This is a genomic window from Streptomyces sp. CAU 1734 (assembly GCF_039888735.1).
Lineage (GTDB): Bacteria > Actinomycetota > Actinomycetes > Streptomycetales > Streptomycetaceae > Streptomyces.
The window spans coordinates 38,132-64,916 of record NZ_JBDQQP010000002.1; the positions used below are offsets into that span (position 1 = coordinate 38,132).

23 protein-coding genes and 1 riboswitch are annotated in these 26,785 nt (G+C 71.7%); of the genes, 9 read left to right on the top strand and 14 right to left on the bottom strand.

Translation table 11 applies throughout. The features are described 5' to 3' along the window. Positions 1-71: 71 nt before the first annotated feature. Positions 72-1,691, bottom strand: coding sequence for a GMC oxidoreductase (locus AAFN69_RS03880; RefSeq protein WP_347726831.1), 1,620 nt, complete (start codon positions 1,689-1,691; stop codon positions 72-74). A gap of 150 nt (positions 1,692-1,841) precedes the next feature. Beyond that, complete coding sequence (locus AAFN69_RS03885) at positions 1,842-2,984, bottom strand: glycosyltransferase family 4 protein (RefSeq protein ID WP_347726832.1); 1,143 nt, start codon at positions 2,982-2,984, stop codon at positions 1,842-1,844. A 157-nt stretch (positions 2,985-3,141) separates the two neighbouring features. Between AAFN69_RS03885 and AAFN69_RS03890 the strand changes: the two genes are divergently transcribed. Next, the gene (locus tag AAFN69_RS03890; protein ID WP_347726833.1) at positions 3,142-4,443 is read left to right on the top strand and encodes a glycosyltransferase 87 family protein; all 1,302 of its coding nucleotides are present in this window, start codon (positions 3,142-3,144) and stop codon (positions 4,441-4,443) included. Here the strand turns inward: AAFN69_RS03890 and AAFN69_RS03895 are convergent. The 5 genes from AAFN69_RS03895 to AAFN69_RS03915 form a co-directional block, all read right to left on the bottom strand. Beyond that, positions 4,397-5,635, bottom strand: a complete 1,239-nt coding sequence (locus AAFN69_RS03895; protein ID WP_347726834.1) for a hypothetical protein — start codon at positions 5,633-5,635, stop codon at positions 4,397-4,399. The two genes, AAFN69_RS03890 and AAFN69_RS03895, sit on opposite strands and share 47 nt — an antisense overlap. A 503-nt stretch (positions 5,636-6,138) precedes the next feature. Next, positions 6,139-7,173, bottom strand: a complete 1,035-nt coding sequence (locus AAFN69_RS03900; RefSeq protein WP_347726835.1) for a C40 family peptidase — start codon at positions 7,171-7,173, stop codon at positions 6,139-6,141. A 219-nt stretch (positions 7,174-7,392) separates the two neighbouring features. Next, a complete protein-coding gene (locus AAFN69_RS03905) occupies positions 7,393-8,418 on the bottom strand; it encodes an NlpC/P60 family protein (RefSeq protein WP_347726836.1) in 1,026 nt (341 codons plus the stop codon). A gap of 355 nt (positions 8,419-8,773) precedes the next feature. Next, positions 8,774-10,135, bottom strand: a complete 1,362-nt coding sequence (locus AAFN69_RS03910; RefSeq protein ID WP_347726837.1) for an NYN domain-containing protein — start codon at positions 10,133-10,135, stop codon at positions 8,774-8,776. Positions 10,136-10,178: 43 nt separating this feature from the next. After that, entirely contained in the window at positions 10,179-10,424 is a 246-nt protein-coding gene (locus tag AAFN69_RS03915) for a hypothetical protein (protein WP_347726838.1), read from the bottom strand. 157 nt (positions 10,425-10,581) lie between these two features. Here AAFN69_RS03915 and AAFN69_RS03920 point away from each other — a divergent pair, with 157 nt between their 5' ends. From AAFN69_RS03920 to AAFN69_RS03950, 7 genes are all read left to right on the top strand, one after another. Next, a complete protein-coding gene (locus AAFN69_RS03920) occupies positions 10,582-11,319 on the top strand; it encodes a rhomboid family intramembrane serine protease (protein ID WP_347726839.1) in 738 nt (245 codons plus the stop codon). Next, entirely contained in the window at positions 11,316-11,597 is a 282-nt protein-coding gene (locus AAFN69_RS03925; RefSeq protein WP_347726840.1) for an Lrp/AsnC ligand binding domain-containing protein, read from the top strand. Before AAFN69_RS03920 ends, AAFN69_RS03925 begins: the two co-directional genes overlap by 4 nt. Positions 11,598-11,783: 186 nt before the next feature. Continuing rightward, entirely contained in the window at positions 11,784-12,167 is a 384-nt protein-coding gene (locus AAFN69_RS03930; RefSeq protein WP_347726841.1) for a small secreted hydrophilic protein, read from the top strand. After that, the gene (locus AAFN69_RS03935; RefSeq protein WP_347726842.1) at positions 12,154-13,629 is read left to right on the top strand and encodes a HAMP domain-containing sensor histidine kinase; all 1,476 of its coding nucleotides are present in this window, start codon (positions 12,154-12,156) and stop codon (positions 13,627-13,629) included. The genes AAFN69_RS03930 and AAFN69_RS03935 overlap by 14 nt, the downstream gene beginning before the upstream one ends. Continuing rightward, positions 13,626-14,288: a response regulator transcription factor gene (locus tag AAFN69_RS03940; RefSeq protein ID WP_347726843.1), complete on the top strand. Its 663-nt coding sequence runs from the start codon at positions 13,626-13,628 to the stop codon at positions 14,286-14,288. Before AAFN69_RS03935 ends, AAFN69_RS03940 begins: the two co-directional genes overlap by 4 nt. Positions 14,289-14,375: 87 nt before the next feature. Further along, positions 14,376-15,788 carry an SLC13 family permease gene (locus AAFN69_RS03945; protein ID WP_347726844.1) on the top strand — a complete coding sequence of 471 codons (1,413 nt, stop codon included), beginning with the start codon at positions 14,376-14,378 and terminating at the stop codon, positions 15,786-15,788. Positions 15,789-15,827: 39 nt separating this feature from the next. Then, the gene (locus AAFN69_RS03950; protein ID WP_347726845.1) at positions 15,828-17,042 is read left to right on the top strand and encodes a glycerate kinase; all 1,215 of its coding nucleotides are present in this window, start codon (positions 15,828-15,830) and stop codon (positions 17,040-17,042) included. Here AAFN69_RS03950 and AAFN69_RS03955 read toward each other — a convergent pair. From AAFN69_RS03955 to AAFN69_RS03980, 6 genes are all read right to left on the bottom strand, one after another. Further along, a complete protein-coding gene (locus tag AAFN69_RS03955; RefSeq protein ID WP_347726846.1) occupies positions 16,991-18,367 on the bottom strand; it encodes an aminotransferase class V-fold PLP-dependent enzyme in 1,377 nt (458 codons plus the stop codon). The genes AAFN69_RS03950 and AAFN69_RS03955 overlap by 52 nt on opposite strands. A 241-nt stretch (positions 18,368-18,608) precedes the next feature. Continuing rightward, positions 18,609-18,726: riboswitch (SAM riboswitch) on the bottom strand. A gap of 604 nt (positions 18,727-19,330) precedes the next feature. Beyond that, positions 19,331-20,395 (bottom strand): anthranilate phosphoribosyltransferase, encoded by a 1,065-nt coding sequence (gene trpD, locus AAFN69_RS03960; protein ID WP_347726847.1) that lies wholly within the window; start codon positions 20,393-20,395, stop codon positions 19,331-19,333. A 129-nt stretch (positions 20,396-20,524) separates the two neighbouring features. Further along, positions 20,525-22,165 (bottom strand): cytochrome bc complex cytochrome b subunit, encoded by a 1,641-nt coding sequence (locus tag AAFN69_RS03965; RefSeq protein WP_347726848.1) that lies wholly within the window; start codon positions 22,163-22,165, stop codon positions 20,525-20,527. Then, entirely contained in the window at positions 22,162-23,241 is a 1,080-nt protein-coding gene (locus tag AAFN69_RS03970; protein ID WP_347726849.1) for a Rieske 2Fe-2S domain-containing protein, read from the bottom strand. The genes AAFN69_RS03965 and AAFN69_RS03970 overlap by 4 nt, the downstream gene beginning before the upstream one ends. Beyond that, positions 23,238-24,050: a c-type cytochrome gene (locus AAFN69_RS03975; RefSeq protein ID WP_347726850.1), complete on the bottom strand. Its 813-nt coding sequence runs from the start codon at positions 24,048-24,050 to the stop codon at positions 23,238-23,240. The genes AAFN69_RS03970 and AAFN69_RS03975 overlap by 4 nt, the downstream gene beginning before the upstream one ends. 75 nt (positions 24,051-24,125) lie before the next feature. Continuing rightward, complete coding sequence (locus AAFN69_RS03980) at positions 24,126-24,743, bottom strand: heme-copper oxidase subunit III (protein ID WP_347726851.1); 618 nt, start codon at positions 24,741-24,743, stop codon at positions 24,126-24,128. Between the two features lie 182 nt (positions 24,744-24,925). Between AAFN69_RS03980 and AAFN69_RS03985 the strand changes: the two genes are divergently transcribed. After that, on the top strand, positions 24,926-25,327 hold the full coding sequence (locus AAFN69_RS03985; protein WP_347726852.1) for a hypothetical protein: 402 nt from the start codon (positions 24,926-24,928) through the stop codon (positions 25,325-25,327). Positions 25,328-25,464: 137 nt separating this feature from the next. Here the strand turns inward: AAFN69_RS03985 and AAFN69_RS03990 are convergent, their stop codons facing one another. Beyond that, positions 25,465-26,718: an Ig-like domain-containing protein gene (locus AAFN69_RS03990; protein WP_347726853.1), complete on the bottom strand. Its 1,254-nt coding sequence runs from the start codon at positions 26,716-26,718 to the stop codon at positions 25,465-25,467. Positions 26,719-26,785 lie beyond the last annotated feature (67 nt).

Sequence of the window (26,785 nt, forward strand, 5' to 3'; positions counted from 1 at the left end):
CCACCGCCGGTGTCCGCCGCCGGTGTCCGGGGGTCCCGCACCCGCGCGGCCGGTGCCCCCGGACACGCCGGTCAGGCGGCGGCCAGATCCCGCCGGATGATCCGCTCCATGTTCCGTTCCGCGAGGGCCGTGATCGTGACGAAGGGATTGACGCCGATCGAGCCGGGGATGAGCGAGCCGTCGACGGCGTACAGCCCCGGACACCCCTTCACCCGCCCGTGGCCGTCGGTGGCCCGGCCGAGGACGCAGCCGCCCAGCGGGTGATAGGTGAAGTCGTCGGCGAAGGCCCGGTTCCCGCCGAAGAGATCGTGCCGGTAGACCGTGGCGTTGGCCCGGTTGATCCGGTCGAAGAGCGACTTCGCGGCGGTCAGGGCGGGCAGGCTCTGCGAGGCGGTCCAGTTCAGCCGGGCCGAGTCGGTCGCCGCGTCATAGCTGAAGTCGGCGCGTTCCGGGTTCCTGGTGATCGCCAGATAGAGGCTGATCCAGTGTTCGAGCCCCATCGGCAGCGGGGCGATCTCCGCGAAGACCGGATGGTCCGGGTTGTTCCAGTCGTTGATGCCCAGCACCGGCATGGCGGACTGCCGGGCCCCGACGGTGTCCCAGGGGTGGTTGGCACGGGCGGTCATCACATTGCCGTTGGGTCCCCAGCCCCGGCCGACCTCGGCGTCCAGCTCGGGCAGGGCGCCGGTCTCCCGCGCCCGGAGCAGGATCTCGGTGGTGCCGAGGCTGCCCGCGCCGAGGAAGACCCGGGCGCAGCCGATCTCCCGGGTGCCGGTGACCCGGCCGGCGAGGTCGGAGCGGTCCACGGTGAGCACATAGCCGCCCGGGCCGCGCCGTAAGGCCCTGACCCGGCTCATGGTCTCGATGGTGACCTTGCCGGTGGCGAGGGCGGCGGCGAGATAGCTCTTGTCGAGGCTGCGCTTGCCGTGGTTGTTGCCGTAGATGACCTCGCCCGCCAGGGCCGACCTCGGTACCTCGCGTGCCGCCTCGCGCCGCATGTAGCCGAAGTCGTAGACATTCGGCACCAGGACGGTGCCCAGGCCCGCCCTGCGGGCATGGGCGCGGGAGACCCGGGAGTAGCGGTACCAGGGCGTGGACTCGAACCAGTCCGGATCGATGTGGTTGACGCCGAGCATCCGGCGGGCGCGCGGGAAGTGGGTGCGGTACATCTCGTCCGCGTCGACCCCCGGCAGCATCTCGGAGAAGTAGGCGCGCGGCGGGACCACCGCCATACCGCCGTTCACCAGGGATCCGCCGCCGACACCGCGGCCCACGTACACGGACATGGCGCCGTGGTCGACCCGGTCGAGCACGCCGGGATAGGGGCGGATGCCGCGGTTGACCACATCGAGCCAGAGGAAGGTGGAGAGCGGTGCCTCGGTGCGGGTGCGGAACCACATGGAGCGGTGGTCGGGGGTGATGGTGGGACAGAAGAGCTTTCCGTCGGTGCCGGGGGTGTCCCAGAGCCGGCCCATTTCGAGGACGACGGTACGGACGCCCGCCAGGCCGAGGCGGAGCGCGGCGACCGCCGCGCCGTAGCCGGAGCCGACGACCACGGCGGGGGCGCGGCTCTCGGCGGCGGGCTCCCGGGCGGCGGCCGAGGAGAGGCCGATACGGGTGAAGCCGAGCACGGCGGCGGTCCGGAGGGCCGCCGTGCCCAGCATGTGACGACGTGTCAGGTTAGTTGTCATGGAGCGATCATGGGCGAGATTCCGCGCACTTCCCATACCCGGCGGGGTTCGAAATCGAATTCGAACCGGAGTTGCCTTGACGCGGCCCGGCCGAGGGTCGCACGGACGGCGCGGCGCTCCCGCGCCGGACCGCGGACGCCCGCCGGGGCGTCAGAGGATCAGCCGCAGCCGCTCCGCCAGCAGATCCCAGCGCCACTTCTCCTCCACCCACCGCCGGCCGCGCTCGCCCATCCGGGCCCGCAGCTCCGGATCCTCCAGCAGGGCCACGATCCGCTCGACGGAATCGGCCGCCGAGCCGCCCCGGACCACCCAGCCCGTCTCCCCGTCCAGGACCGCGTCCGGCGCGCCGCCGGAGTCACCGGCCACCACCGGGAGACCGGTCGCCGACGCCTCCAGATAGACGATCCCGAGACCCTCGACATCGAGACCGCCCCGCCGGGTGCGGCAGGGCATCGCGAAGACGTCCCCGGCGCCGTAGTGCGCGGGCAGCTCCGCCCAGGGCACCGCGCCGGTGAAGCGGACGGCGGCGGCGACACCGGTGTCCCGGGCGAGGGCGCGCAGATCGTTCTCGTACGGCCCGCCGCCGACGATCAGCAGCACGGTCTCCGGGACCCGCGCGAGGATCGCGGGCATGGCGCGGATGAGGGTGTCCTGGCCCTTGCGCGGCACCAGCCGGGAGACGCAGACGACCACCGGACGGTCGCTGAGCCCCAGCCGCTCCCGCACGGCCGCACCGCCCGAATCCGGGTGGAAGGTCTTCTCGTCGACCCCCGGCGGGAGCTGGACCATCCGGGCCGCCGCCTCGGGGGTGAGGGCGGCGGCGATCCGGGAACGCGTGTACTCGCCGAGATAGGTGATCGTGTCCGTGCCCTCGCCGATCCGGCGCAGCGCCCGCCGGGCCGCGGGCAGCTGCGCCCATCCCGCCTCGTGGCCGTGCGAGGTGGCGACCAGCCGGCGCGCGCCGGCCCGGCGCAGGGCGGGGGCCATCAGCCCGAGCGGGGCGGCGGCGCCGAACCACACCGACTCGCAGCCGTGCTCGCGCAGCAGCCCCGCGGCCCGGCGGGTGACGGCCGGGGTCGGCAGCAGCATCGTCGTACGGTCGCGGACCACGGTGAACGGCTGCTCGGCGTCGAAGGCGGCGGTCGCCTCGGCGCCCTCGCGCCCCCGCTTCCAGGTGGAGGCGTAGACGACGATCCGGTCGGGATCCAGGCGCAGCGCCATATTGTGCAGAAATGCCTGGATTCCACCGGGGCGGGGCGGGAAGTCGTTGGTCACGATCAGGGTCTTGTGCATCGTGGGCCGACAGTACCGAAGTCCCCCGGCGCGGCCGAACGGACCCGGCGAACCGTCCGGCCGCGCCTCACCGCCGGACCATGGGGGGACACGGGATGATGAACCCTTACCAATACCCCCAACTCCCCCATATTTTAATGAAAAGGGTGAGGCGCTCATGCCGGAGAGACCCGGCGGAATCCTCCCGGTCCGGACGGCGGGTACGGCACGATCCGCCCCGCCGGTCCGGCCCGTCCGGCTCGCCTGGCCGGTCTGGTTCGTCACCAGGGCGGCACTGCTGCTCTGTGTCCTCGGTGCGCTGCCCTTCCCCGGCCCGGATGTGACCGCCGATGTGTCGGTGATCTACCGGGGCTGGTACGAGACCCTGCGCACCGGCGTCTTCCCGGCGGGCGATGTCACCTGGCAGTACCCGCCCGCCGCCGCGCTCGCCATCCTCTCCCCCGCCGCCCTGCCCTTCCTCCCCTACACCGAGGCGTTCTTCCTGCTGATCCTCTTCTGCGACGCGGCGGTCCTCGCGCTGCTGCGGTACGCGGGCGGGCGGCCCGGGCGGTCCTCGCGCGGGCTCCGGGTGTGGATCGCGGGCGTACCGCTGCTCGGGCCCACCGGCTACGCCCGCTACGACCTGATGGTCACGGCGGTCGCGGTCGCCGCGCTGCTCGCGGCGGCCCGGAGCCCCCGGGCATTCGGGGCGCTGGCGGCGGCGGGCGCCCTGCTCAAGGTCTGGCCGGTGCTGCTGCTCGCCGGCGCGGCGCCCGGCCGTCCGCTGCGGCGGGCCCTCACCGCGGCGGTGGCCGCGGCCGCCGGGACCACCCTGATCCTGGCCGCCGCGATGCCGGGCGCCCTGGGCTTTCTCACCGCGCAGCGCGACCGGGGCACCGAGGTGGAGTCGCTGGGCGCGCTGGTCTTCCACGCCGCCCGGCACTTCGGCTGGGAGGGCGGGCCGGCCCTGAACCACGGCTCGGTGGAGTTCATCGGACCGGGGGTCCGGCTGGTGTCGGCGCTGGCGCTGGCCCTCACGCTGGCCGCCCTGGGCTGGCTGGCGGTGTGGCGGCTGCGGGCGCGGGAGTTCGGCGCGGCGACAGCGGCGGACGCGGCGTTCGCGGCGGTCACGCTCTTCACCGTCACCAGCCGGGTGATCAGTCCGCAGTACCTGCTCTGGCTGGTCGGTCTCGCGGCGGTCTGTCTGACCTTCCGGGAGACCCGGATGACGCTCCCCGCCGCGCTGGTGCTCGCGGCGACGGGGGTGACGGTACTGGAGTTCCCCGTCTGGTTCGCGCATGTGGTGGCGAGCGACCCGCTCGGGGTGTCGCTGCTGGTGGTGCGGAACGGGCTGCTGGTGGCGGCGGCGGTGACCGCGTGCGTACGGCTCTGGCGCGGCACCGTGCCGGACCGGGACCGGCGCGCGCGGTTGGTCAGCCGCCGAGCCGGTCGCGCAGGAACGCCCGCCACTCGGCCGTGAACTCGGCGGGGGTGGTCCCCAGCACGCGGGACATCGCCGACTCCACCGCGCTCTCCCGGTGCTCCCCGGCGCCCACCGCGCGGTAGAAGCCGGTCAGCCGGTCCCGGCCCCACCGCTCGGCGATCAGCTCGCAGGCCAGCCAGCCGCCCTCGTACGCGCGGGCCAGCGCGTCCGCCTCCCGGCCGAAGGCGAAGTCGGCGTCGGCCGGGAGGGCGGCCGGGAGATCACCGGCCCGCACCGCGCGGCGGAGCTCCGGCGCGGTGCGGGCCGCGGTACGGCCGGTGTCCCGGTAGGCGACCCAGTCGGCGAATCCCTCCGAGAGCCACATCGGGGTGGCCGGCGAGGTGTGGGCACGGGTGGCCACATGGGCGGTCTCATGGATGAGCACCGCCTCCTGGCCGGATTCGCCGAGGGCGCCGTACGCCACCGGATTGACGATCACCCGGTCCGCCGGGGCCGCCCCCGAACCGCCGGTCGTCCCGGTGGTGACGGCGGCGATCCCCCGGTACGCGGCCCCGCGCGTGCCGAGCAGGGCCCCCATCGCCTCCACCGAATCGGGTACGAGGACGACCACCCGCCCCGCCCACCGCTCCGGCCAGGCGTCCGAGACGGCGGGTACGGCACGGTCGGCGCCGGCCGCCAGGGCGGTGAGCCGGGCGGTGTCCTGCCCGACCGCCAGCACCAGGCTGCGCTCGCCGCGCACCACCTGGACATCGCCCTGCTGCCAGAGCTGCTCCGGCGCGCCCTTCGCGGCGCGGTCGGCGGTCACATACCAGCGGCCGTCGCGCCGGACGAGCTCCAGGGTGCGGGCGGCGGTGACCGGGGCGGTGTCGTGACCGGAGATCCGGTAGCGCAGCTCGGCGGCGGCGACGGCGGTGTCGCCGCGGCGGTCGACGTCGCCCAGCCGGTACTCCCACGAGTCGAGGGGCACATCGGCGAGATTGCGGAAGAGCCGCAGCTCACCGGCGCGGGTGGGGGCTCCGGGGGCGAGCTGGGCGAGGTAGGCGTTCTCGTCCCCGGCGAGGACGGCGGCGGCGCGGCGGTCGAGGGTCTGCCGGATGGCGCCGGCGGCGGTGTCGGCCGGCGGTGTCCCGGCGCAGCCGGCCAGGAGTGCGGGGGCGAGCGCGGCGGCGAGCGAGACCCCCGCGAGGGCCCGCACCGCATGGCGCCGGTCGCGCCCCTGTTCCACCACGCCCCCGATCGTACGCACCTGCCGCGCGACCTGCCTTTTCCGGTGTCTCCGGGGGCGGGGGCGGGCTCTTGTGGGGGGCGGTGCTCCGTGCGGGGGCGGACTCCCCGCGAGGCGGGTCCGCCGGACTCGGGCCCTCGCGGGGCGCTGCCCCGGACCCCGCGCCTCAATCGCCGGCGGGGCTTGATTCGCCCCTCGGCGAGGCTGGTGCCTGGCGGCTTGGTCCCGGGTGCGGGCCTCTCCCGAGTCGGCGACGAGGGCCCTGCGGCAACGGCAGGGGCGCTCGTCCCCCGGGCCGAAGAGTTTCGCAGCGAACAAAATCAGCCCCGCCGGCGATTGAGGCACCGGGTCAGAGGCGGAGCCCCACAAGGGCCGAACAACCAAGCCCCGCCGGCGATTGAGGCGCGGGGTCCGGGGCGGAGCCCCGCGAGGGCCTGGACTTGCCGGGCCCGGGGGTCGGGAAGCAAGCCGCCGCGCAGAGGACCTCCCGGGCGGCGGCCCACGTGTCAGGGGCGGGTTACTCCGGAGATGGGCATCATGCCGACCGGGTCGTAGCGGACCGCCGCGCCGGGGTACGGGGCGTGGATCACCTGGCCGGCGCCCATGTACATGCCGATATGGCTGGCATCCGCACGGTAGGTGATCAGATCGCCGGGCCGCGCCTCCGCCAGGGAGACGCGGCGCCCCGCGTAACCCTGCGCCTGCGAGGTGCGGGGCAGGCTCACGCCCGCGCGGGCGTAGGCCCACTGCATCAGCCCCGAGCAGTCGAACGCGGCGGGGCCGCTCGCGCCCCACACATAGGGGCGGCCCACCGCGCTGCGCGCGGCCCGCACGGCGGCGGCGGCGCGGGCCGAGGCCGGGGCGTCGCCCGAGATGCCGAGGAGGCCGGGGGTGCCCGCGCGCGAGGCGCGGTCATGGGCGGCGCGCTCGTCGGCGGTCATCGTGCCGAGGACCCGCCGGGCGAGGGCGAGTTTCCGCTCCACGGTCCGCTTGTGGCGGGTCACCGCGGCCCGGCCGCGTTCGAGTTCGGCGAGGGCGCCCGCGGCCTCCGCCCGCTCCCGGTCGAGTTCGCGCTGGGTGAGCCGGAATTCCCGGAGCACGGTGGTGTGGCGCTCACCGACCCGCCGGAGCGCCTCCGCCCTGGCGAGAAAGGTATCGGGATCGGAGGAGAGCAGCAGATCGAGCGCGGGGTCCATGCCGCCGGAGCGGTACTGGGCCACCGCGACCATGCCCAGCGCCTGGCGCATCCGGTTGATGCGCTCTTGGCCGCGGGCGACTCCGTCCTGGCTCCGGCTCAGCCGGCGGCGCTGCTCGCGGACCTGTTCCCCGGCCTCGTTGAAGCGCTCGGTCGCCCGCTCGGCCTCCGTGAAGAGCCGGTCCACCGCGGCGCGGGCGCTCGCCGGGGAGTCGGGGGAGTCGGGCGGGGCGGCGAGCGCGGGCACCGCCCCGAGCACGGCCGCCGCCGTGGCCGCCGCGGTCAGCACGGTGGCCCTGGTGCCGCGGGTGTGACCGGATTGCGAGGGCAGTCGATGGGACGCCACGGGCCGCGCTCCCTTCCGTACGAGGGCTGTTGCGGGGTGGACAGTAGCCCGGCGACCACACGGCGGCCAACGACCCCGGGGAGTGCACATGGCGGCGCCCTGCCGGGAGACTCACAGGTCACCGGCAGGGCGCGACGTCAGCGGAGCGGGTGGGATTTCCCCCGATCGGGGGTATCCCGGGGTGGCGCCCGGGTCGGGGCGGCACCGGTCGGCGGGTCGTCAGACGCGTACGCCGAACTGGTAGGGCATGTTGTTCATCGACTCGTACCGCACGACGGCTCCGGTGCGCGGCGAGTGCAGGACCTGGCCGTTGCCCGCGTAGAGGCCGACATGGTGCAGGTCACCGTAGAAGAAGACGAGGTCGCCCGGCTTGAGGGCGCTCTGCGAGGTGATCCGGGTGCCGATCTGGGCCTGTGCCTGCGAGGTGCGCGGGATGGAGACGTCCGCCTGGGCGTAGGACCAGGAGGTGAGGCCGGAGCAGTCGAAGGAGTTGGGGCCGGAGGCGCTCCAGACGTACGGCTTGCCGATCTTGCTCTGGGCGGCGGCGAGCGCGGCGGCGGCACGCTGCGATGCGGGGACCGAGTCGCCGAGTTCGGCGCGCTGCTGGGTGCGGTTGGCGCGGGTCTCGTCCTGCTTGATGGCGGCCCGCTCGGCCGCGGTGAGGGAGTTGAGGAGCCTCTGCGCGTCGCCCAGCTTCGTCTGGACCTCGCGCTTCTTGTCCGCGAGCTCCTTGCGGGTGTCGGCGAGGTCGCCGAGCTTCTCCTGGGCCTCCTGGCGCTGCTGCGCGAGGGAGCGCTGCTTGCCCTGGATCTCGGCTATCGCCTGGGACTGCTTGGCGCCGAGCTGGTCGAGCGCGGACGCCTTCTCCAGATAGGTGTCCGGGTCCGAGGAGAGGAAGAGCTGGAGGGCCGGGTCCATGCCGCCGGAGCGGTACTGCGCGCTGGCCACCGAACCGAGGGTGTCGCGGAGTTCGTTGAGCTCGTCCTGGCCGCGGGCGACCTTGTCCTGGAGGTTGTCGACCTGCTTCTGGAGCTTGCCCTGGTGCTCCTTGGCGCCGTTGAGCTTCTCCGTCGCCTTCGCGGCCTCTTCGTAGAGCTTGTCGACCTTCGCCTTGACCTCGGACTTGCCCGGCTTGGGGTCGGCCTGGGCGGTCTGCGAGGTGAGGGCGACGGCCGCGGCGGCGGTCGCGGTGAGCACGGTCACGCGGGCGCGGCCCGGCTGCTTGGCACGACGGTGGGACGCCACGAAGGCCGGCTCCTTCTCTTTCGGGCCGCCTGCCGGGCGAGGGGGATGGAGATCCCCGGCTCCGTGCGCTGTGCCGCCGTTCTTCCCGGGCGAACGGGGAGCTGCGGACGGCCCGCTCGGACACGGCGGTTCCTTCGCCGTCACCCCGTATGGATGATCAACCGCGCGAAGGTTTGTCGCCTGACCTTAGTGACCTCTCTGTGATCACTTCAAATCCCTCCGGGAAAAATATCGGTCACGGGCGCATTCTTTACCCACATCCCACCCGCGGTAATGGGCACTTGACCCTACGTCTCATCCCCCATCACACGAATTCGGTCATTGGGGACGGAGTTCGACATCGCGCCCGGCGCGGTCAGACCCGGGAGAGACGCTTGAGCAGCAGTACGGAGGCGACCGGGCGGGCCCCGGCCTTGGCGACCCCGTCGGCCACCTCGCGGTCGGTGGAGACCACCACCACCGGCCGGCCCGGCGGTTCCGCCCGGACGAGCTGGCGGATGAGCTCGTCGGCCGTCACCCCGGGCTTGGAGAACAGCACCCGCACCCCGCGCGGGGGTGCCAGCAGCACCGGGGCGGCCAGCTCGGCGCCGTCGAAGACACAGGTGACCTCCGCGCCCGTCTGCGCGGCCAGCACCGAGAGGCCGCCCAGCAGCCGCAGCCGCTGCTTCTCCAGCGGCATGGTGGGATAGCCGGTCTTGGTGACGTTGTAGCCGTCCACCACCAGATGGGCCTGGGGCAGCGCCAGCAACTGGTCCAGCAGCGCGGGATCGGTCTCCGACAGCGCCCGCGCCGCGATGTCCTTCGGCGACATCCGGCCCGGCTGCACCGCGTCGACCGTGTCGGCGGGATGGCTGGACGCGGGCGGCAGCGCCAGCTCCCGGCGGAGCCCCTGGGCCGCGTCGAGAACGGTGTCCAGCAGCAGCCGCAGCCGCATGTCCTCCACCGAGCGGCCCTCCCTGGCCGCCCGCCGGCCCGCCTCCACCGCGGCCTCCGCCTCGGTCAGCCGCGCCTTGAGCCGCCGGGTCTCGCTCTCCGCCGAGGACACCTGCGCGGCGGCCTCCGACCGCACGGACTCGATCTCGGCGACCGCCCGGCGCAGCGCGGCCTCGCCGCGCTTGATGTCGCTCTGCGCGCTGCGCACCTTGCGGCGGAGGGATTCCGCCTCCCGGCGGGCCGCGTCCAGTTCGGTGCGCAGCCGCTCGGTCTCGCTCTTGGTCAGACCGCGGGCCTCGACCAGCTCCTCGCGCAGCCGCTCCACCTCGCGCCGGCCGGCCTCGCCGGCGCGCTCGGCGTCGGCGCGGACGGCCTCCTCGCCGGCGGCGGCGACGAGCTTCACCCAGCCGGCGGGCCGCAGCACATACGCGGCGGCGGCCACATCGAGCGGGTCGGCGGCGGCGGGCGGCGACCCGGCGGCGAGTGCCCCGCAGAGCTCCGGCTGGGCCAGCGCGAGCCGCTCGCCGATGCGCTGCCGGAAGAGCGGATCGCTCTCCAGCGCCGCCGCCATCGCGTTGCCCGCGAACTTGGCCCGCCGGGTCGGCGTGAAGCGGGCGTACTGCCTCAGCTGCCCGGGGAGTTCGGAGAGGGTGAGCCCGCCGAAGGCGTCCGAGACCAGGGCCACGACCCTGCGCCGGACGCCTTCCGGCAGGGGTCGGTCGAGCGCCTCTGCGGCGTCGCCGGCCGCATCGGCCGGCTCGGCGCCGCTGTCAGGCTGCTCCACGATCCGTCACCCCACTACCGCTACGGGCCCTCGCACCGCTCCCTCAGGAGTCGGCGCCCGGCCTGTCCACCAGCTCGATCTTGTCCACGGCGTTGCACCAGCGGCAGCGCACGGACTCGATGGTCTCACTGAGCACGTCGCGCTCCTCGACCGTGGGCTCCCCGGCCAGGTCCAGATGGACGTATTCCACTACTTTCGACGAGCGGGTGACATCGAAGCGGGTGAGATTCCCGCAGAGTGCACACCGCCAGCGGGTGTCGGCCGTCGGCGTGGGGACCGTCGTCGTCATGGTGCAGACCTCTTTCGTCGTACGGGTGCGGTGTGCGGGAGCCGCGGTGCGCCGTCGAACTGCGGGTGTACTGCCCGTAACTCTATGGCCTCATGGCCGGGTGGGGACACGGCGAGGCACTCTGTACCGTTCCATTCCACTACGCCATGATCTGTCCATGGTCGATTGGCGGGCGCTGGCCCTCAACACGGTCCGCGGTGCGGCGACCGGGCCGGTGATGACCTATGGAGTGATCACCGCCTGCTGTGCGATCTTCCTGGTCAGCCCGGTGTCGGGGCTGGCTCCGGGGTACGGGACCGGCGACGCGCTGCTCGCCGCGCGGAGCGGCTACTTCGAGCGGTGGGGGGTCATTCCCGCCGAACTGATGAGCGGCGCACCCGGAGCGCTGGTGACCCCGTTCTCCGCACTCTTCGTACACGGGAATTGGCTGCATCTGCTCGGCAACATGCTCTTCCTCTACGTCTTCGGCGCGATGGCCGAGGAGCGCATGGGCCGCATCGGATTCGTCCTCTTCTACGCGGCCACCGGATACATCGCGCTCCTCGCCTTCGCCGCGGCCAACGCCGGGTCCGAGCAGACCCTGGTGGGGGCCTCGGGGGCGATCTCGGGGGTGCTCGGCGCCTTCCTCTTCCTCTTTCCCCGCTCCAGGGTCACCAGCCTCTTCCCCTTCCTCTTCTTTCTTCCGCTGCGCTTCCCCGCCTGGGCGGTGCTGATCTTCTGGTTCGTCCTCCAGTGGCTGGCGGCCACCGGTGCGGGCACCGGCGGACCGGGGGTGGCCTATCTGGCGCATGTGGTGGGGTTCGGCGCCGGGTTCCTCCACGCCTGGGGGCGTTACGGGCGTACGGCTAGAGTGAAGACCCAACCAGGGGCCACCGAGGGAGAAAGCCAGCCGTGATCACCGCGATCGTGCTCATCAAGACCAGCGTGGACCGCATCCCCGAGATCGCCGAGGAGATCGCGGCTCTGGAGAGCGTGAGCGAGGTCTTCTCCGTCACCGGCACCTATGACCTGATCGCGATGGTCCGGGTGGGCCGGCACGACGATCTGGCCGAGGTCATTCCGGGGCGCATCAGCCGTATCGACGGCGTGGAGGCCACCGACACGCATGTCGCGTTCCGGACCTACTCCCAGCACGACCTGGAGGCGGCGTTCGCGATCGGGCTGGATTCCTGAGCCGCGCGCCCGCCGCCCCGGGGTCCCCGGAGGCGGGCGGGCCGGCCGGAAATCCCGGGCGCCGGGCGACACAGCCGGAATCCCTTCCTCCGGAATTGGCCTCCGGACCCCTCCGGGTAGCAAGATGAGGACTTCTTCATCTCCGTCTCATCCAGCACCTCTGGTGGGGTAGCCACCATCGAACACATGGTCTTCTCGCATCGCATAGCGGCACTCGCCGCCGTCGTCGCGATACCCCTGGGTATCGCGGTGACGAGTTACGCCCTCACCGACCGCCCCGAGGACCGCAAGGTGCCCTCGAAGGTGGAGCTGGAGAGCGGCGCCCCGGGATCCCCGAGCTCCCCGCCACCGGTGCCGACCGATGAGACGATCCCGCCGCCGCGGATGAGCGAGGGCACCTCCGCGGATCCGTCCCGGGGGTCCTCCGCGGACCCGTCGCAGAAGCCCTCCGGCACATCCGGCACCACTCCCCCGGCCTCCCCCAAGCCCCCGGCCGGCGGGGGCGACGACGACGACAACGGGCAGGGCGACGACGGCCCGGGCGGCGACGACTTCGGTGACGACGGCTGATCCGGTACGCCGCCGGGTCTCCGCACGGCTGCGTATCCTGCTCTGGCTGCTGCTGGTGATGACGGTGGCCCTGGTCGCCGTCGCCGCCGCGACGCGTTCGGTTCTCCTGCGCGACGTGGACAACCGGATCAACGGCCTCCTGGTCCAGGAGGCCGAGGAGTTCGCCTACCTCGCCAAGGAGGGGGTGGACCCCTCCACCGGGGACCGCTTCACCGACCCCACCCAGCTGCTCGATCTCTTCCTCAGCCGGCAGTACGCCGATCCGGACGAGGAGCTGCTGGGGCTGATAGGGCGCCCCGACGGCGGCATCGCCACCCGGGTGCAGCAGCGCGAGCTGCGGATCGATCACCCGCTGGCCGGCGACGGCCGCTCGGTCGAGGCGGTCTTCGACTCCGAGGACACCGCAGGCACCCTGAACCGTCCCCAGGGCGAGGTGCGCTGGGCGAAGGTGCGCATCGGCTCCTCCGGGGCGCCCGCCACCTTCGTCGTCGCCTTCCACCCCGCCGGGGAGCAGGCGAAGGCGAACAACGTCTTCACCATGCTCCTCGCCATCTCCGGGGTCGCCCTGCTGATGACCACCGGAGTCGGCTGGGCGGTCGCGGGCCGGATCCTCAAACCCGTGCGGCTGGTCCGCACCGCCGCCGCCGACCTCACCGAACAGGATCTGACCCGGCGCATCCCCGTCCAGGGACGCGATGACATCGCCGCCCTCGCCGAGACCTTCAACGCGATGCTGGACCGGCTGGAACGCGCCTTCGCCGCCCAGCGCGAATTCGTCGACGACGCCGGACACGAACTGCGCACCCCCATCACCATCGTCCGCGGCCATCTGGAGCTGATGGGCGACGGCCCCGGCGAACGCGAGGAGACCGTCCGGATCGTGATGGAGGAGCTGGACCGGATGAGCCGGATCGTGGAGGACCTGCTCCTGCTCGCCAAGGCCGAGCGCCCCGACTTCGTCTCCCCCGGACCCGTCCAGATCGGCGAGCTGACCGCCGATGTCTTCGTCAAGGCACGCGCGCTCGGCGAACGGGACTGGCGGCTGGCCGAGGCCATCGACGCCGAGGCCGACCTGGACTCCCAGCGGATCACCCAGGCCATGGTCCAGCTCGCCCAGAACGCCGTCCAGCACACCGTGCACGGGCAGCGGGTGAGCATAGGCTCCCGCAGCCGCGAGGACGGCATAGAGCTGTACGTGGCCGACAGCGGGCCCGGGGTGCAGCCCCAGGACGCCGGAGTGATCTTCGAACGGTTCCGGCGCGGCACCGCCCGCCGGGGCACCCGCGCCACCGGAGCCGGGCTCGGTCTCGCGATCGTCAAAGCCATAGCGGAGGGCCACGGCGGGCAGGTGGAACTGCGTCCCACCGACGGCGGCGGAGCCACCTTCGTGCTCGTCCTCCCCGGAGCGAGGGACTCGGCGGACCCCACAGACCCCAGTGACCTGAGAGAAGCAGAGCTGTGAACCGGATACTCATCGTCGAGGACGAGGAACGCATCGCCGCCTTCGTGGAGAAGGGCCTGCGGGCCAACGGCTTCACCACCACCGTCGTCGGCGACGGCGACGCCGCCTATGAGTACGCGCTGACCGGCGGTTTCGACCTGGTCGTCCTGGACATCGGACTGCCCGGCCGGGACGGCTTCACCGTACTGCGGCAGCTGCGCGAGGCCCGGGTCTCGGTGCCCGTGATCATCCTGACCGCGCGCGACTCGGTGCGCGACACCGTGGCCGGCCTCGAAGGCGGCGCGGACGACTGGATGACCAAGCCCTTCCGCTTCGAGGAACTCCTCGCCCGGGTACGGCTCAGGCTCCGCACCGCGGCCGGCGCGCCGGAGGTGACCGTACTGCGCAATGGCGAGCTCAGCCTCGATCTGCGCACCCGCAGAGCCCGCTCCGGCGAACAGCTGGTCGATCTCACCGCACGGGAGTTCGTGCTCCTGGAGCTCTTTCTCCGGCACCCCGGGCAGGTGCTCTCCCGGGAGCAGATCCTCTCCCATGTCTGGGGATACGACTTCGACCCCGGCTCCAACATCGTCGATGTCTATGTGCGCGCGCTGCGCAAGAAGCTGGGCGCCGGACGGGTCGAGACGGTACGGGGAATGGGCTACCGCCTCCCCGAATGACCACGGGGCCGAACGGGTTCACTCGTGTGAAGTTTCCTTCATGAAGGGCTCATGGAGTGCTCACCGCTCCGGTGAAACCTCTTTCATGTGACCTTGAACCTGCGACAAGCGGCGACCCTGTGCGTGGCCCTGAGCATCTGCGCACTGCTCGCCGTCCCCGGAAACTTCCCGCAGCTCGGCTCGGACGCCCGGATCACCCTCGCCGTCTTCGCCATGGCGACCTGTGCCTGGATCGGCACCCCGATAGACGACACCTATATCGCCCTCGGGGCCGGTCTCGCGCTCACGGTGACCGGGGTGATCAACAGCGACGAGCTCTTCGGCACCCTCGGCGACGACACTGTCTGGCTGCTGATCTGCGCCTTCGTCCTCGCCGCCGCGGTGGCCAGGACCGGGCTCGCCGGACGGGCCGCGGCCTTTCTGGTCGGCGGGGCCACGACCGTACGGCAGCTGGTTCATCTCACCACCGCCGCGCTGGTCGTCACGGCCTTCGCGGTACCGGCCACCTCCGGGCGCGCCGCGCTCGCCATGCCGGTCTTCCTCGCCCTGGCGAAGGTACTCGCGGACCGCAAGCGCCTGGTCGTCATGCTGGCGCTGCTCTTCCCCACCGTCATCCTGCTCTCGGCCGTCGCCACCCTGATCGGCGCCGGCGCCCATCTGATCACCGTCTCGGTGCTCTGGGAGGCCGTCGGCGAGCGCATCGGATTCACCGAGTGGCTGCTCATAGGGCTGCCGCTGGCGGTGGTCTCCTCTCATCTGGCGGCGGAGCTGGTACTGCTCACCACCACGAAGCGGGAGGACCGGCGGGGCCCGGTGAGCATCACCGCGGCACAGATCCAGGAGCACAGCGACCGTCCCGTCACCGGGCCCTGGGAGGCCGCCGAGACCCGCTGTGCCCTGCTGCTCGCCACCGTCGTCGCCCTGTGGTGCAGTGAACCGCTGCACCGGGTGCCGCCCGCGGTCGTCGCCCTCATCGGCGCCATAGTCGCCGCCTCCCCGGCGCTCGGCACCGTGCGGCTCAAGGACGCCCTGAAGACGGTGCCCTGGTCACTGCTGCTCTTCATGGCCGCGACCATGGCCATGGGTGTCGCGCTCGCCGACTCAGGCGCCGCGAAGTGGCTGGTCGACGGGGTGCCGCTGGATCTGCCGCCGTGGCTCTTCCTGACCGTGGTGATCGGCGTCTCCACCATCGCCCATCTGGTGCTCCAGTCCCGCTCGGCGCGCTCCTCGGTGCTGGTGCCGCTGGTGGTCGCCGCCGCGATCGGGGCCGGGGTCAATCCGGTGGCCGCCGCGCTGGCCTCCACCGCCGCCGCGGGCTTCTGCCACACCCTGCCGGCCTCGGCGAAACCGGTCACCCTCTTCGCCGACATCCCCGGCACCCCCACCTACACCCCCCGCGATCTGCTGCGCCTCTCCGCCGTGCTGGCCCCCGCGACGGCAGCGCTGGTGCTGCTCTTCGCCGTCGCCGTCTGGCCCCTGCTCGGCGTGCCGCTCCGCTGACGCCCGTACTCCCCAAGCCCTCTCAAGGAGTTCCCTCACATGCTGATCCGTGTCGCCGTCGCCCCCAGCGGTTTCAAGGAGTCCCTGTCCGCCCAGTCCGCCGCCGAGGCCATCGCCACCGGGGTGCGGCGGGTGCTGCCGGACGCCGAGATCGACCTCATCCCCCTGGTCGACGGCGGTGAGGGGACCGCCGAGGCCATGGCCGCCGCCTCCGGCGGACGGCTGGTGCGGCTGCGGGCCACCGGCCCCACCGGCGAGCCCGTCCCCACCCACTTCGCGCTCCTCGGCGACGGCGAGACCGCGGTGGTGGAGATGGCCGCGGTCGCCGGACTCTCCCTCGTACCGCGTGAACTGCGCGACCCCGGCGCCACCACGACCCGCGGCGTCGGCGAGCTGATCCGGGCCGCCCTCGACACCGGCGCCCGCCGGATCCTCGTCGGCTGCGGCGACTCGGGGACCTCCGACGGCGGCGCCGGGGCGCTCCAGGCACTCGGCGCCCGGCTGCTCGACGCGGACGGCCGCGAACTCCCGCACGGCGGACGGGAACTGCACCGGCTCGACCGGATCGACGCCGCCGGTCTCGACGCCCGGCTCGCCGCCACCTCGATACGGGTGGCCTGCAACCCCTTCAACGTGCTCTGCGGCGAGCGCGGTGTGGCCAGGGTCTTCGGGCCGCAGAAGGGCGCCACCCCCGCGCAGGTGGAACAGCTCGCGGGGAATCTGGAGCACTGGGCGGCCGTCCTCACCCGCGATCTGCGGGTCCGCACCGATCTGCGCACCGGCACCGGCACCGGCGCGTCCGGCGGGCTGGGCGCCGGACTCGCGGCGCTCGGCGCCGAACTGCTGCCGCGCTTCGAGGTGCTGCTGGACGACATGGATCTGGACGACCGGCTGGCCCGCGCCGATCTCGTCATCACCGCCGAGGGCGCGCTGGACCACCAGACCGTGCGCGGCAAGGTGCCCGCCGAGGTCGCCCGCCGGGCGAAGCGGTACGGACGCCCCGTACTCGCCCTCGCCGGAACCATCGGGGAGGGCGCACGGCAGGTGTACTCCGCCGGGGTCGACGCGTACGGCTCGATCCTGCCCGCGCCGATGAGCCTCACCGAGGCGCTCGGGCGCGGCGGGGAGTTCCTCACCGACGCGGCCGAGCGCTCGCTGCGGATGATTCTGATCGGGACCCGGCTGTCGTCGCGCGAGAGCCGTCAGACGGCGGTGTCGGTGTCCGGGACGCAGCGGCCGTCCTCGGTGCGGTAGTTCCACCGCGCGCCGTCGCGCACCAGCTCGCCCACGGCCTGGAGGAAACGGTCGACATGCTCGTCGGGGGTGCCCGCGCCGAAGCTGACCCGGATCGCGTTGAGCGAACGCTCCCCCGGCTCGGCCTCCGGCGCGCCGCACTCGCCCGGGTCCTGCGGGTCGCTGCCGAGCAGGGTGCGCACCAGCGGGTGGGCGCAGAAGAGACCGTCGCGGACGCCGATGCCGTACTCGGCGGAGAGCGCGGCGGCGAAGTGGGAGCTGTTCCAGCCCTCCACCACGAAGGAGATCACCCCGACCCGGGGCGCGTCGTCGCCGAAGAGCGAGAGCACCCGGACCTCGGGCACCGCGGCGAGCCCGGCACGGACCCGGTCGACCAGCAGCTGCTCACGGGCGACCAGGGTGTCGAACCCGGCCTCGGTCAGCGCCTTGCACGCCGAGGCGATGGCGTACACCCCGATCACATTCGGCGAACCGGCCTCGTGACGGGCGGCCGTGGTGTGCCACTCCACCTCCACCCCGCCGTCCGCCCGGCGCGCGACCTTCCGGGAGGCGCCGCCGCCCACCAGATACGGCTCGGCCGCCTGGAGCCAGTCGGCGCGCCCTGCGAGGACTCCCGAGCCGAACGGCGCGTAGAGCTTGTGCCCGGAGAAGGCGATCCAGTCGACGTCCAACTCCTCGACGGAGACGGGGTGGTGCGGCGCGAGCTGTGCGGCGTCCAGCACGATCCGGGCGCCGTGGGCGTGGGCCGCCGCGGCCAGCTCCCGTACCGGCCACAGCTCACCGGTCACATTGGACGCGCCGGTCACACAGACCAGCGCCGGACCGTACGGGTCCCGGTCGGCGAGCGCCCGCTCCAGCGTGGAGACGGCGTCCGCCGGGGTGCGCGGCGCGTTGAGGTAGGTCACCCGGGCGTCCCGCCAGGGCAGCAGCGAGGCGTGGTGCTCGGTCTCGAAGACGAAGACCTGGCAGTCGGCGGGCAGCGCGGCGGCCAGCAGATTGAGCGAGTCGGTGGTGGAGCGGGTGAAGACGACCTGGTCGTCGCGGCGGCAGCCGAGGAACTCGGCGACGGTCCGCCGGCTGTTCTCGAAGAGGTCGGTGGAGAGCTGCGAGAGATAGCCGGCGCCCCGGTGCACGCTGCCGTAGTAGGGCGCGTAGGCGGCCACATCGTCCCAGACCCGCTGGAGGGCGGGGGCGCTGGCGGCGTAGTCGAGCGCGGCGTAGGTCACCTCGCCGCCGGTCACCAGCGGCACGGTCACATCCCGGCCGAGGACGGGGAGCGGGGCACAGACGGAGGTGTCGACGGCGGTGTTCGGGCGTGCGGACATGGCGAATTCTCCCGGCAGGACAAGGCGGATGGCTTCTCGGGCCCATGCGGGTGCGCGGTGCCGGCGGTGCGGCGGGCGTGGCGGAATGGCCGGGCGACCGTGCGGCCGTGCATGGGGGTGTGCCTCGGACACGCGGTGTGTGCCGCGCGGAGGGGGTGGTGAAGAAGGGGCTTGGCGCCCTATCGCATTCGCTTGCTCACGAGACTGCTCCCTTGAGGACCAGGACCCCAGGGAATGCAGGGGTCCGCGCTTGCCGCGGACCTCGCTGACCACGGCCTGGTCTTCACCCGGGGCACCCCGCCACGGACGGAGGGTTGCCGGACAGCGGGCCGGGGCCGTAGTCGCTGTCGCTCATGACCTGACTTGACGTTATGCCACGGTGGCGGGGGGCCGCAACCCTGTCCGCCATCCGGACCCCGGCGGGGGCCTTTTCCCCTCCCCGCCCCTTCCCGCAACCGGGGCTCCGCCCCGGAGCCCCGCGCCTCAAACGCCGGCGAGGCTGAATTTGGCATCCACGCCCGCCGACGAGCTGAGAATGGCGACATCACCCCCGGCCGGGCTGGAGCCGGCATCCACACCCGTCGGCGAGGCCGGGTTCACCCGCCAAGGCCAGGGGCCCGCGCCTCAAACGCCGGCGAGGCTGAATCGACAGGCCGCGAATGGCGACATCACCCCCGGCGGGGCTGGGGTCGGCATCCACGCCCCCCGCGAGGCTATTCTTCGCTCGCCCCGGCCCGGAGTGCCGCGCCTCGGTCTCCCCCGGGAGGGGCTCTGCTCGCTCGCGACGGGCTCGGGCGCCGGAATATCAGCCTCGCCGGCGTTTGAGGCGCGGGGTGCGGGGCGGAGCCCCGCGGAGGGCCCGCGTCCTGCGGAACGCCCGCGCCCCCGGGATGCGCGGCGCCCGAGGAGATACGCCCGCGCCCCGGGACGCACGGCGCCCGCGGGGACACCCGCGGGCACGCGTCAGGCGTGGCTCGCCGTCACCCAGCCCTCCAGCGCCGCCTTCGCCGCGCCGGAGTCGATCGAGCGGGCCGCCACCTCCACCGCCGCCGCGAGCTGGTCTTTGAGCGGGGCATCGCCCGGGTGGAGGGCGACCAGTGCCGCCGCCGAGTTCAGCAGGACGGCCTCGCGGACCGGGCCGCGCTCGCCGGCCAGGAGCCGGCGGGCGATGTCCGCGTTGTACCCGGCGTCCGCGCCCCGCAGGGCCTCGACCGGGACCAGGTCGATGCCGATGTCGCGCGGGTCGAAGGACTCCTCGCGCACCGCTCCGTCGCGGACGATCCAGACCTTCGACGTGGCCGTGGTGGTCAGCTCGTCCAGGCCGTCGTCACCGCGGAAGACCAGCGCGGAGGAGCCCCGCTCGGCGAGGACACCGGCGAGGACGGGGGCCATCCGCGCGTCCGCGACGCCGGTGGCCTGGGCCCGTACCCGCGCGGGGTTGGTCAGCGGGCCCAGGAAGTTGAATACCGTACGGATTCCGAGTTCCTTGCGGGCCATCGCCACATGCCGCAGCGCGGGATGGAACTTCACCGCGAAACAGAAGGTGATCCCGGCCTCCTCGGCGACCTCGGCGACCCGCTGGGGGCTCAGCTCCAGATTGACGCCGAGCTGCTCCAGGACGTCCGAGGCGCCCGAGGCGCTGGACGCGGCGCGGTTGCCGTGCTTGACCACCTTCGCGCCGGTGCCCGCCACCACGATCGCGGACATGGTGGAGATGTTCACCGTCTTCGCGCCGTCGCCGCCGGTGCCGACGATGTCCACGCTCGGGCCCGGCACCTCGATGAGTCTGGCGTGCTCGTACATCGTCCGGACCAGGCCGGAGATCTCCTCGACGGTCTCGCCCTTCGCCCGGAGCGCGACCGCGAAGCCGGCGATCTGGGCGTCCGTCGCCGCGCCGCTGAGGATCCGGTCCATCACCCACGCCGTGGCGTCGGCGCTCTGATCGTGGTTGTCGAGCAGGGAGTTGAGGACGGTGGGCCAGGAGAGCGCAGGCCCGCTGTCGCCGCCAACCGGGGTCACAACGCTCATGTCCGCTCCAGAGTCCGGCTTCGGTAGGGGATGGTCCCCACCCTATCCAGCCCGGGGGACGGCGAAGAGCCCCGTCCATCGAATGGACGGGGCTCCCCCTGTGGCGATCGCGTGGATCAGTTCAGGTGATCAGTGGTGGCCGTGGCCGCTCGTGATCTCCTCGTACTCCTCGGCACTGGCCTTGGGAACCTGGTTCCCCTCGCCGTAGAAGCCCTTGCTGAGCCTGGCGCGCAGCTTCTGGGTCGGGGAGACCTTCCGCTTGACGCCGTTCTCGTCGACCTCGGGGCCGAGCTCCAGGGGCTTGTACTGCTCGTGCGAGGTGAGCGTGTACAGGTCGCCCTGGCTGATCGGCTCGTGGACCTCGATGAACTCACCGTGCGGCAGGCGCTTGATGATGCCGGTCTCGCGACCGTGCAGCACCTTGTCCCGGTCACGGCGCTGGAGGCCCATGCAGATCCGCTTGGTGAGGATGAAGGCGAGCACCGGTCCGGCGAAGAACGCGATCCGGACGAACCAGGTGATCGTGTTGATCGACAGATTGAAGTGCGTGGCCCAGATGTCGTTGCCGCCGCCCATCAGCATCACGAAGTAGGCGACGAGCCAGGCCACACCGAAGCCGGTACGGGTCGGGGTGTTGCGCGGGCGGTCCAGGATGTGGTGCTCGCGCTTGTCGCCGGTGACCCAGGACTCGATGAACGGGTACACCGCGATGGCGCCCAGCACCAGCGGGAAGATCACCAGCGGGATGAACACACCCAGGGCGAGGGTGTGACCCCACGCGTTGATCTCCCAGCCCGGCATCACCCGGACCAGACCCTCGGCGAAGCCCATGTACCAGTCCGGCTGCGCGCCGGTGGAGACCAGATCGGACCGATAGGGGCCGAGAGCCCAGATCGGGTTCAGTGTGGCCACCGCCGACACGATCGCGATGATGCCGAAGACCAGGAAGAAGAAGCCTCCGGCCTTCGCCATGTAGACCGGCAGCAGGGGCATGCCGACGACATTCTTGTTGGTCCGGCCGGGACCCGCGTACTGGGTGTGCTTGTGGTACACGACGAGGATCATGTGGGCCACGAGCAGACCGAGCATGATGCCGGGCAGCAGCAGGATGTGGATCGAGTAGAACCTGGCCACGAAGTCGTGGCCGGGGAACTCGCCGCCGAAGAGGAACATCGAGATGTACGTACCGACGACCGGTACGGACAGGATCGCGCCCTGGGTGAAGCGGACACCGGTGCCGGAGAGCAGGTCGTCCGGGAGCGAGTAGCCGGTGAAACCGGTGAACATGCCGAGGACGAGCAGCAGGAAGCCGAAGAGCCAGTTGACCTCGCGCGGCTTGCGGAACGCGCCGGTGAAGAAGACGCGCATCATGTGGACCATCATCGCGGCGATGAAGATCAGCGCGGCCCAGTGGTGGATCTGCCGGATGAGCAGACCGCCGCGTACGTCGAAGCTGATGTCCAGCGTCGAGGCGTACGCCTCCGACATCCGCACGCCCTGGAGGGGCACGTAGCTGCCGTGGTAGACGATCTCGTTCATCGACGGGGAGAAGAACAGCGTCAGATACACACCCGTGAGGATGATGATGATGAAGCTGTAGAGGCAGATCTCGCCGAGCATGAAGGACCAGTGGTCCGGGAAGATCTTCCGCATGTTGGCCTTGGCCAGCGAATAGATCCCGAGCCGGCCGTCCGCCCAGTCGGCCACCCGCTCACCGGCGGGTGCTTTGCGCTGGCCGGCAGCGCCCTTGGGTTCGTTCTCAGTGCTCATCCGCGCTCCCAGAAGGAAGGACCGACGGGTTCGTCGAAGTCGCCGAGCGCTTCGAGGTTGCCCTCGGCATTCACGCCGATCCGCAGCTGCGGAAGGGCGTGACCGGCGGGTCCGAAGATCACTCGGGCGCCGTCGGCAAGGTCGAAGGTGGACTGGTGGCACGGGCAGAGCACGTGGTGGGTCTGCTGCTCGTACAGGCTGATCGGGCAGCCGACATGGGTGCAGATCTTGGAGAAGGCGACGATTCCCTCGTGCGACCACTCCAGCTCGCGCTTGTCCTTGATGTCGTCGGGACGGATCCGGACGATCATCAGGGCGGCCTTGGCGATCTCCGACTGGAAGGAGTGGCTGTCCTCCTTCAGCCCCTCGGGCATCGCGAAGACCAGCGAACCGACGGTGATGTCCTCGGGGCGCAGCGGCTCATGCGTGTTCATGTTGATGAGCTGCTTGCCACGGGCCCAGAGCGTCGAGCGGAGCTTCTTCTCCGGCAGCGGGCCGAGGTCGCGCAGCAGCACCACACCGGAGAGCGGCACCAGGGCCAGCGCGCCGAAGAGGGTGTTGCGGGCGAGCTTGCGGCGGCCGAAGCCGGACTCCCGGGCACCGTCCGCGAAGTCGGCCAGAACCTTGGCCTTGACCTCGGGGGACGCCGCGATCGGGTGACGCTCGTCGGCGACCTCTTCGTCGGACATCAGGGTGCGGGCCCAGTGGACCGCGCCCGCGCCGATGAAGAAGAGGGCCAGGCCCAGCGTCCAGCCGAGGGAGAAGTTGAGCGCGCTCACCCGGCCGAAGGGCCAGATGTAGACGAGCTTGTCGACCGGGAAGATCACGAAGCACGCGATGAAGCCGACGGTGGCCAGCATCGAGAGCGTGAACATGAGGGCGACAGTGCGCTCGGACCGCTTGGCGGCCCGCTCGTCGATGTCCTGGACGCGCGGCTTGTGGGCCGGCAGTCCCGGGTCGTGGAACGGGTCGTCGTCCACGCGCTGGGCGACGGCGGTGTTGCCGTGCCCTCCCGCGCCGTGCGCGGCACCCTGCGCTTCGGGCAGGTTCTCTTCTGGAATCTCTTGGCTACTCATGACTTCTTGGCCTTAGCGGTGTGGGCCGCGACCCAGACGGCGACTGCGATCAGCGTGCCCAGACCGAAGATCCAGGCGAACAAGCCCTCACTGACGGGGCCGAGACCACCCAGGGTGAGACCGCCGGGGCTGGACGCCTTGGCCGGGTCGTTCATCTCCTGGACATACGCGATGATGTCCCGCTTCTCCTGGTCCGGCAGGATGCCGTCGGGGAAGGAGGGCATGTTCTGCGGGCCGGTCTGCATGGCCTCGTAGAGATGCTTGTTGCTCACGCCTTCCAGCGTGGGCGCGTACTTGCCGTTGGTGAGCGCGCCGCCCTTGCCGGTGAAGTTGTGGCACTGGGCACAGTTGGTGCGGAACAGGTCGCCGCCCTTGGCCGCGTTCGCGCCCTCGGGGTTGTACTGCTTCTCGGTCGGCGTGATCGGGCCGGCGCCGCGCGAGGCGACGTACGCGGCGATCTGGTCGATCTCGGCCTGCGAGTAGACGACCTTCTTCTTCGGCACCTGGGCACCGGGCTGCTGGGCCGGCATACGTCCGGTGCCGACCTGGAAGTCGACGGCGGCGGAGCCGACACCGATCAGGGGCGGACCGTCGGTGGTTCCCTCAGCGTCGGTTCCGTGGCAGCTCGCGCAGCCGACGGTGTAGAGCTTCTTGCCCTCCTCGATCGCGAGGGACTGGGAGGTTTCTTCGGCCTGTGCCTTGTCCGCCGGTGCGAACGCGGCGTACAGCCCCCCGGTGGCCGCCAGCGCGAGGAGTAGGACGACGACCGCCGCCAGCGGATGGCGTCGTCGTGCGGAGAGCTTTTTCACGGATTACCCCGGTGTCAGGATTTTCTGCGTCGATGCTTCTGGACTGTGTCTGCTTCGGGCTGGGGGCCCGCGCCCTTACTTGATCATGTAGATCGTGGCGAAGAGGCCGATCCAGACGACATCGACGAAGTGCCAGTAGTAGGACACGACGATGGCGGCGGTTGCCTGCTCGTGGGTGAATCTCCTGGCCGCGTAGGTCCGGCCCAGGACCAGCAGGAAGGCGATCAGTCCGCCCAGCACGTGCAGGCCGTGGAAGCCGGTGGTCAGGTAGAACACCGAGCCGTAGGGGTCGGACGAGAGGGAGAGCCCGTGCTGGACCAGGGCCGTGTACTCGTAGACCTGACCGCCGATGAAGACGGCGCCCATGATGAACGTGATCACGAACCAGGTGCGCAGCTTCTTCACGTCGCCGCGCTCGGCGGCGAATACGCCGAGCTGACAGGTGAGAGAAGAGAGCACCAGGATCGTGGTGTTCGTCAACGAGAACGGAAAGTCCAGAAGGCCGGCCCTCTCGGACCAGAACTCGGCACCCGTAACCGAGCGCAGAGTGAAGTACATCGCGAAGAGGGCCGCGAAGAACATCAGCTCGGAACTCAACCAGATGATGGTTCCGACGCTGGTGAGGTTCGGCCGATTGACCGACGGGTGCGCGTGCCCGGTTTCTACTGTCGTTGCTGTCGCCACGACCGACATTATGTCGGTCGCTTATCCCGCCCTCACTCCCGGGGGTGCCGTTCGGTGTGTCAGTGGGTGCTGTGCTGCCCGAACGGCCCATCCCGGGGATGTTCGAACGGCTGTTTACCGGCACTTGGAGCGAGTAGCATCCGGCCCATCGACACCTGATCCGGTGAAGGATCCAACGACGCGGAGGAACGATGCAGCCGACCGCCACCGTGCTGGTCTACAGCGATGACGCGAACACCCGCACACAGGTGCGGCTGGCCGCGGGACGCAGGCCGGCGGCTGATGTTCCGCCGGTGGAGTTCATTGAGTGCGCGACGCTGCCCGCCGTGCTGAAACAGCTGGACCAGGGGGGTGTCGACGTCTGTGTGCTGGACGGCGAGACCGTGCCCGCGGGCGGTATGGGCGTGTGCCGGCAGATCAAGGACGAGATTTTCAACTGTCCGCCGGTGCTGCTGCTGATCGGCCGTCCGCAGGACGCCTGGCTGGCCACCTGGAGCCGCGCCGAGGCCGCTGTGACGCTTCCGGTGGAGCCGGTGGAGTTCGCGGACGCCCTGGCCGGTCTGCTGCGTCAGAGGCTCGCTCAGGCCTCCTGAGCCCCGGCGGGGGCTCTTCCAGTGTTTCTCCAGTGGGCTCCGGGATTTCCCGGGGCCCACTGGGCTCTTCGGGGTACCCGGCGCCGCACGGGCGTGTCGGGCCCGGATTTCCGCCCCCCGGACACGGGGCGGCCGGTTCAGACCTGCGGGCGCAGCCGGGCCACGTCGGTGGCGCTGCTGCCGTCCCTGGTGCCGGCCACCAGGGCGCTGCCCTGCCGCCAGTCGGCCCAGGAGAGATTCCAGTCGCCGTAGCCGTTGCCGAAGGGGTCCATCTCGTCGCCGTAGCTGTTGACCACGCTGACGATGTCGCCCTCCTTGACGGTCTCGTAGAACCAGGCGGCGTTCCCGGTCGACATCCCCGTGCAGCCGTGGCTGACATTGGCGTACCCGTGCGAGCCCACCGACCAGGGCGCGGCGTGGACGTACTCGCCGCTCCAGGTGACCCGGGTGGCGTAGTAGACGGGCAGGTCGTACCCCTCCGAGCTGTTCGCGGCGATGCCGACGCTGGTGCCGCGCATCCGGACGAAGTACTCCTTGCCGAGGACCACCTTGATGCCGTTGCGGGTGGAGAAGCCGGGCTTGCCGGTGGTGACCGGAATGGTATTGATCACTTCTCCGTTGCGGAGCACTGTCATGTAGTGGCTCGACGCGTCCGTGATGGCCTCGATCCGGTCGCCGATGGTCAGATTCAGGTCTTTCGCCGCGCCGCCGTGGAGCTGTCCGTCGATGCGGACGCCCTCCAGATTGCTGACCGCCCGGACCCGGGCGCCGGCCGGCCAGTACTCCTTGGGCCGGAAGTGGAGGTTCTCGCTGTCGATCCAGTGCCAGGCGCCGTCCACCACGGGCTTCGAGTCGATTTTGAGCGCGCGCTCCACCACGGCCCGGGCGGCCTTGTCCTTCACCGGGCGGCTGAGGGTCGCGATGATGGGCTGGCCGACACCGTAGGTGCCCGCGTCGGGGCCGAACTCGACCGTCAGCAGCCGCTGCGCGGGGGAGGTGCCGAAGTTGAGGACCCGGCTGCCCGGGGCGCCCTCCTTGCCCTCCGTGGAGACCCGGGCGGTGTACTTGGCACCGGCGGCCAGCGCCGCCGTGGACCGCCAGCGGCTGCCGTCGGCGGTCAGCTCGCCGGCCAGGTGGTGGCCGGTCTGGTCGACCACGGTCACATCGGTGATGCGTCCCTCGTCACCCTTGACGGTGACCTCGAACGGCTTGTCCGGGTCGGCCTTCACCGCGCCGCCGGGGGTGTTGAAGACGATCTGCCGGGCGGCGTCGAAGGGCTGGTTGGAGAGCGGATGCGTGTCCGTGTCGCCGCACGCGGTCGCGACCGTCCCCAGGGTCAGGACCAGCAGGGTGCAGCGGAAGGCGGTGCTGAAGCGCGGCGTCTGGTTCATATGCACACGCTAAGAACGGGTCGCCACCGCGGCACGCTGGATACGTGCAAACGGATGGACCCGCATC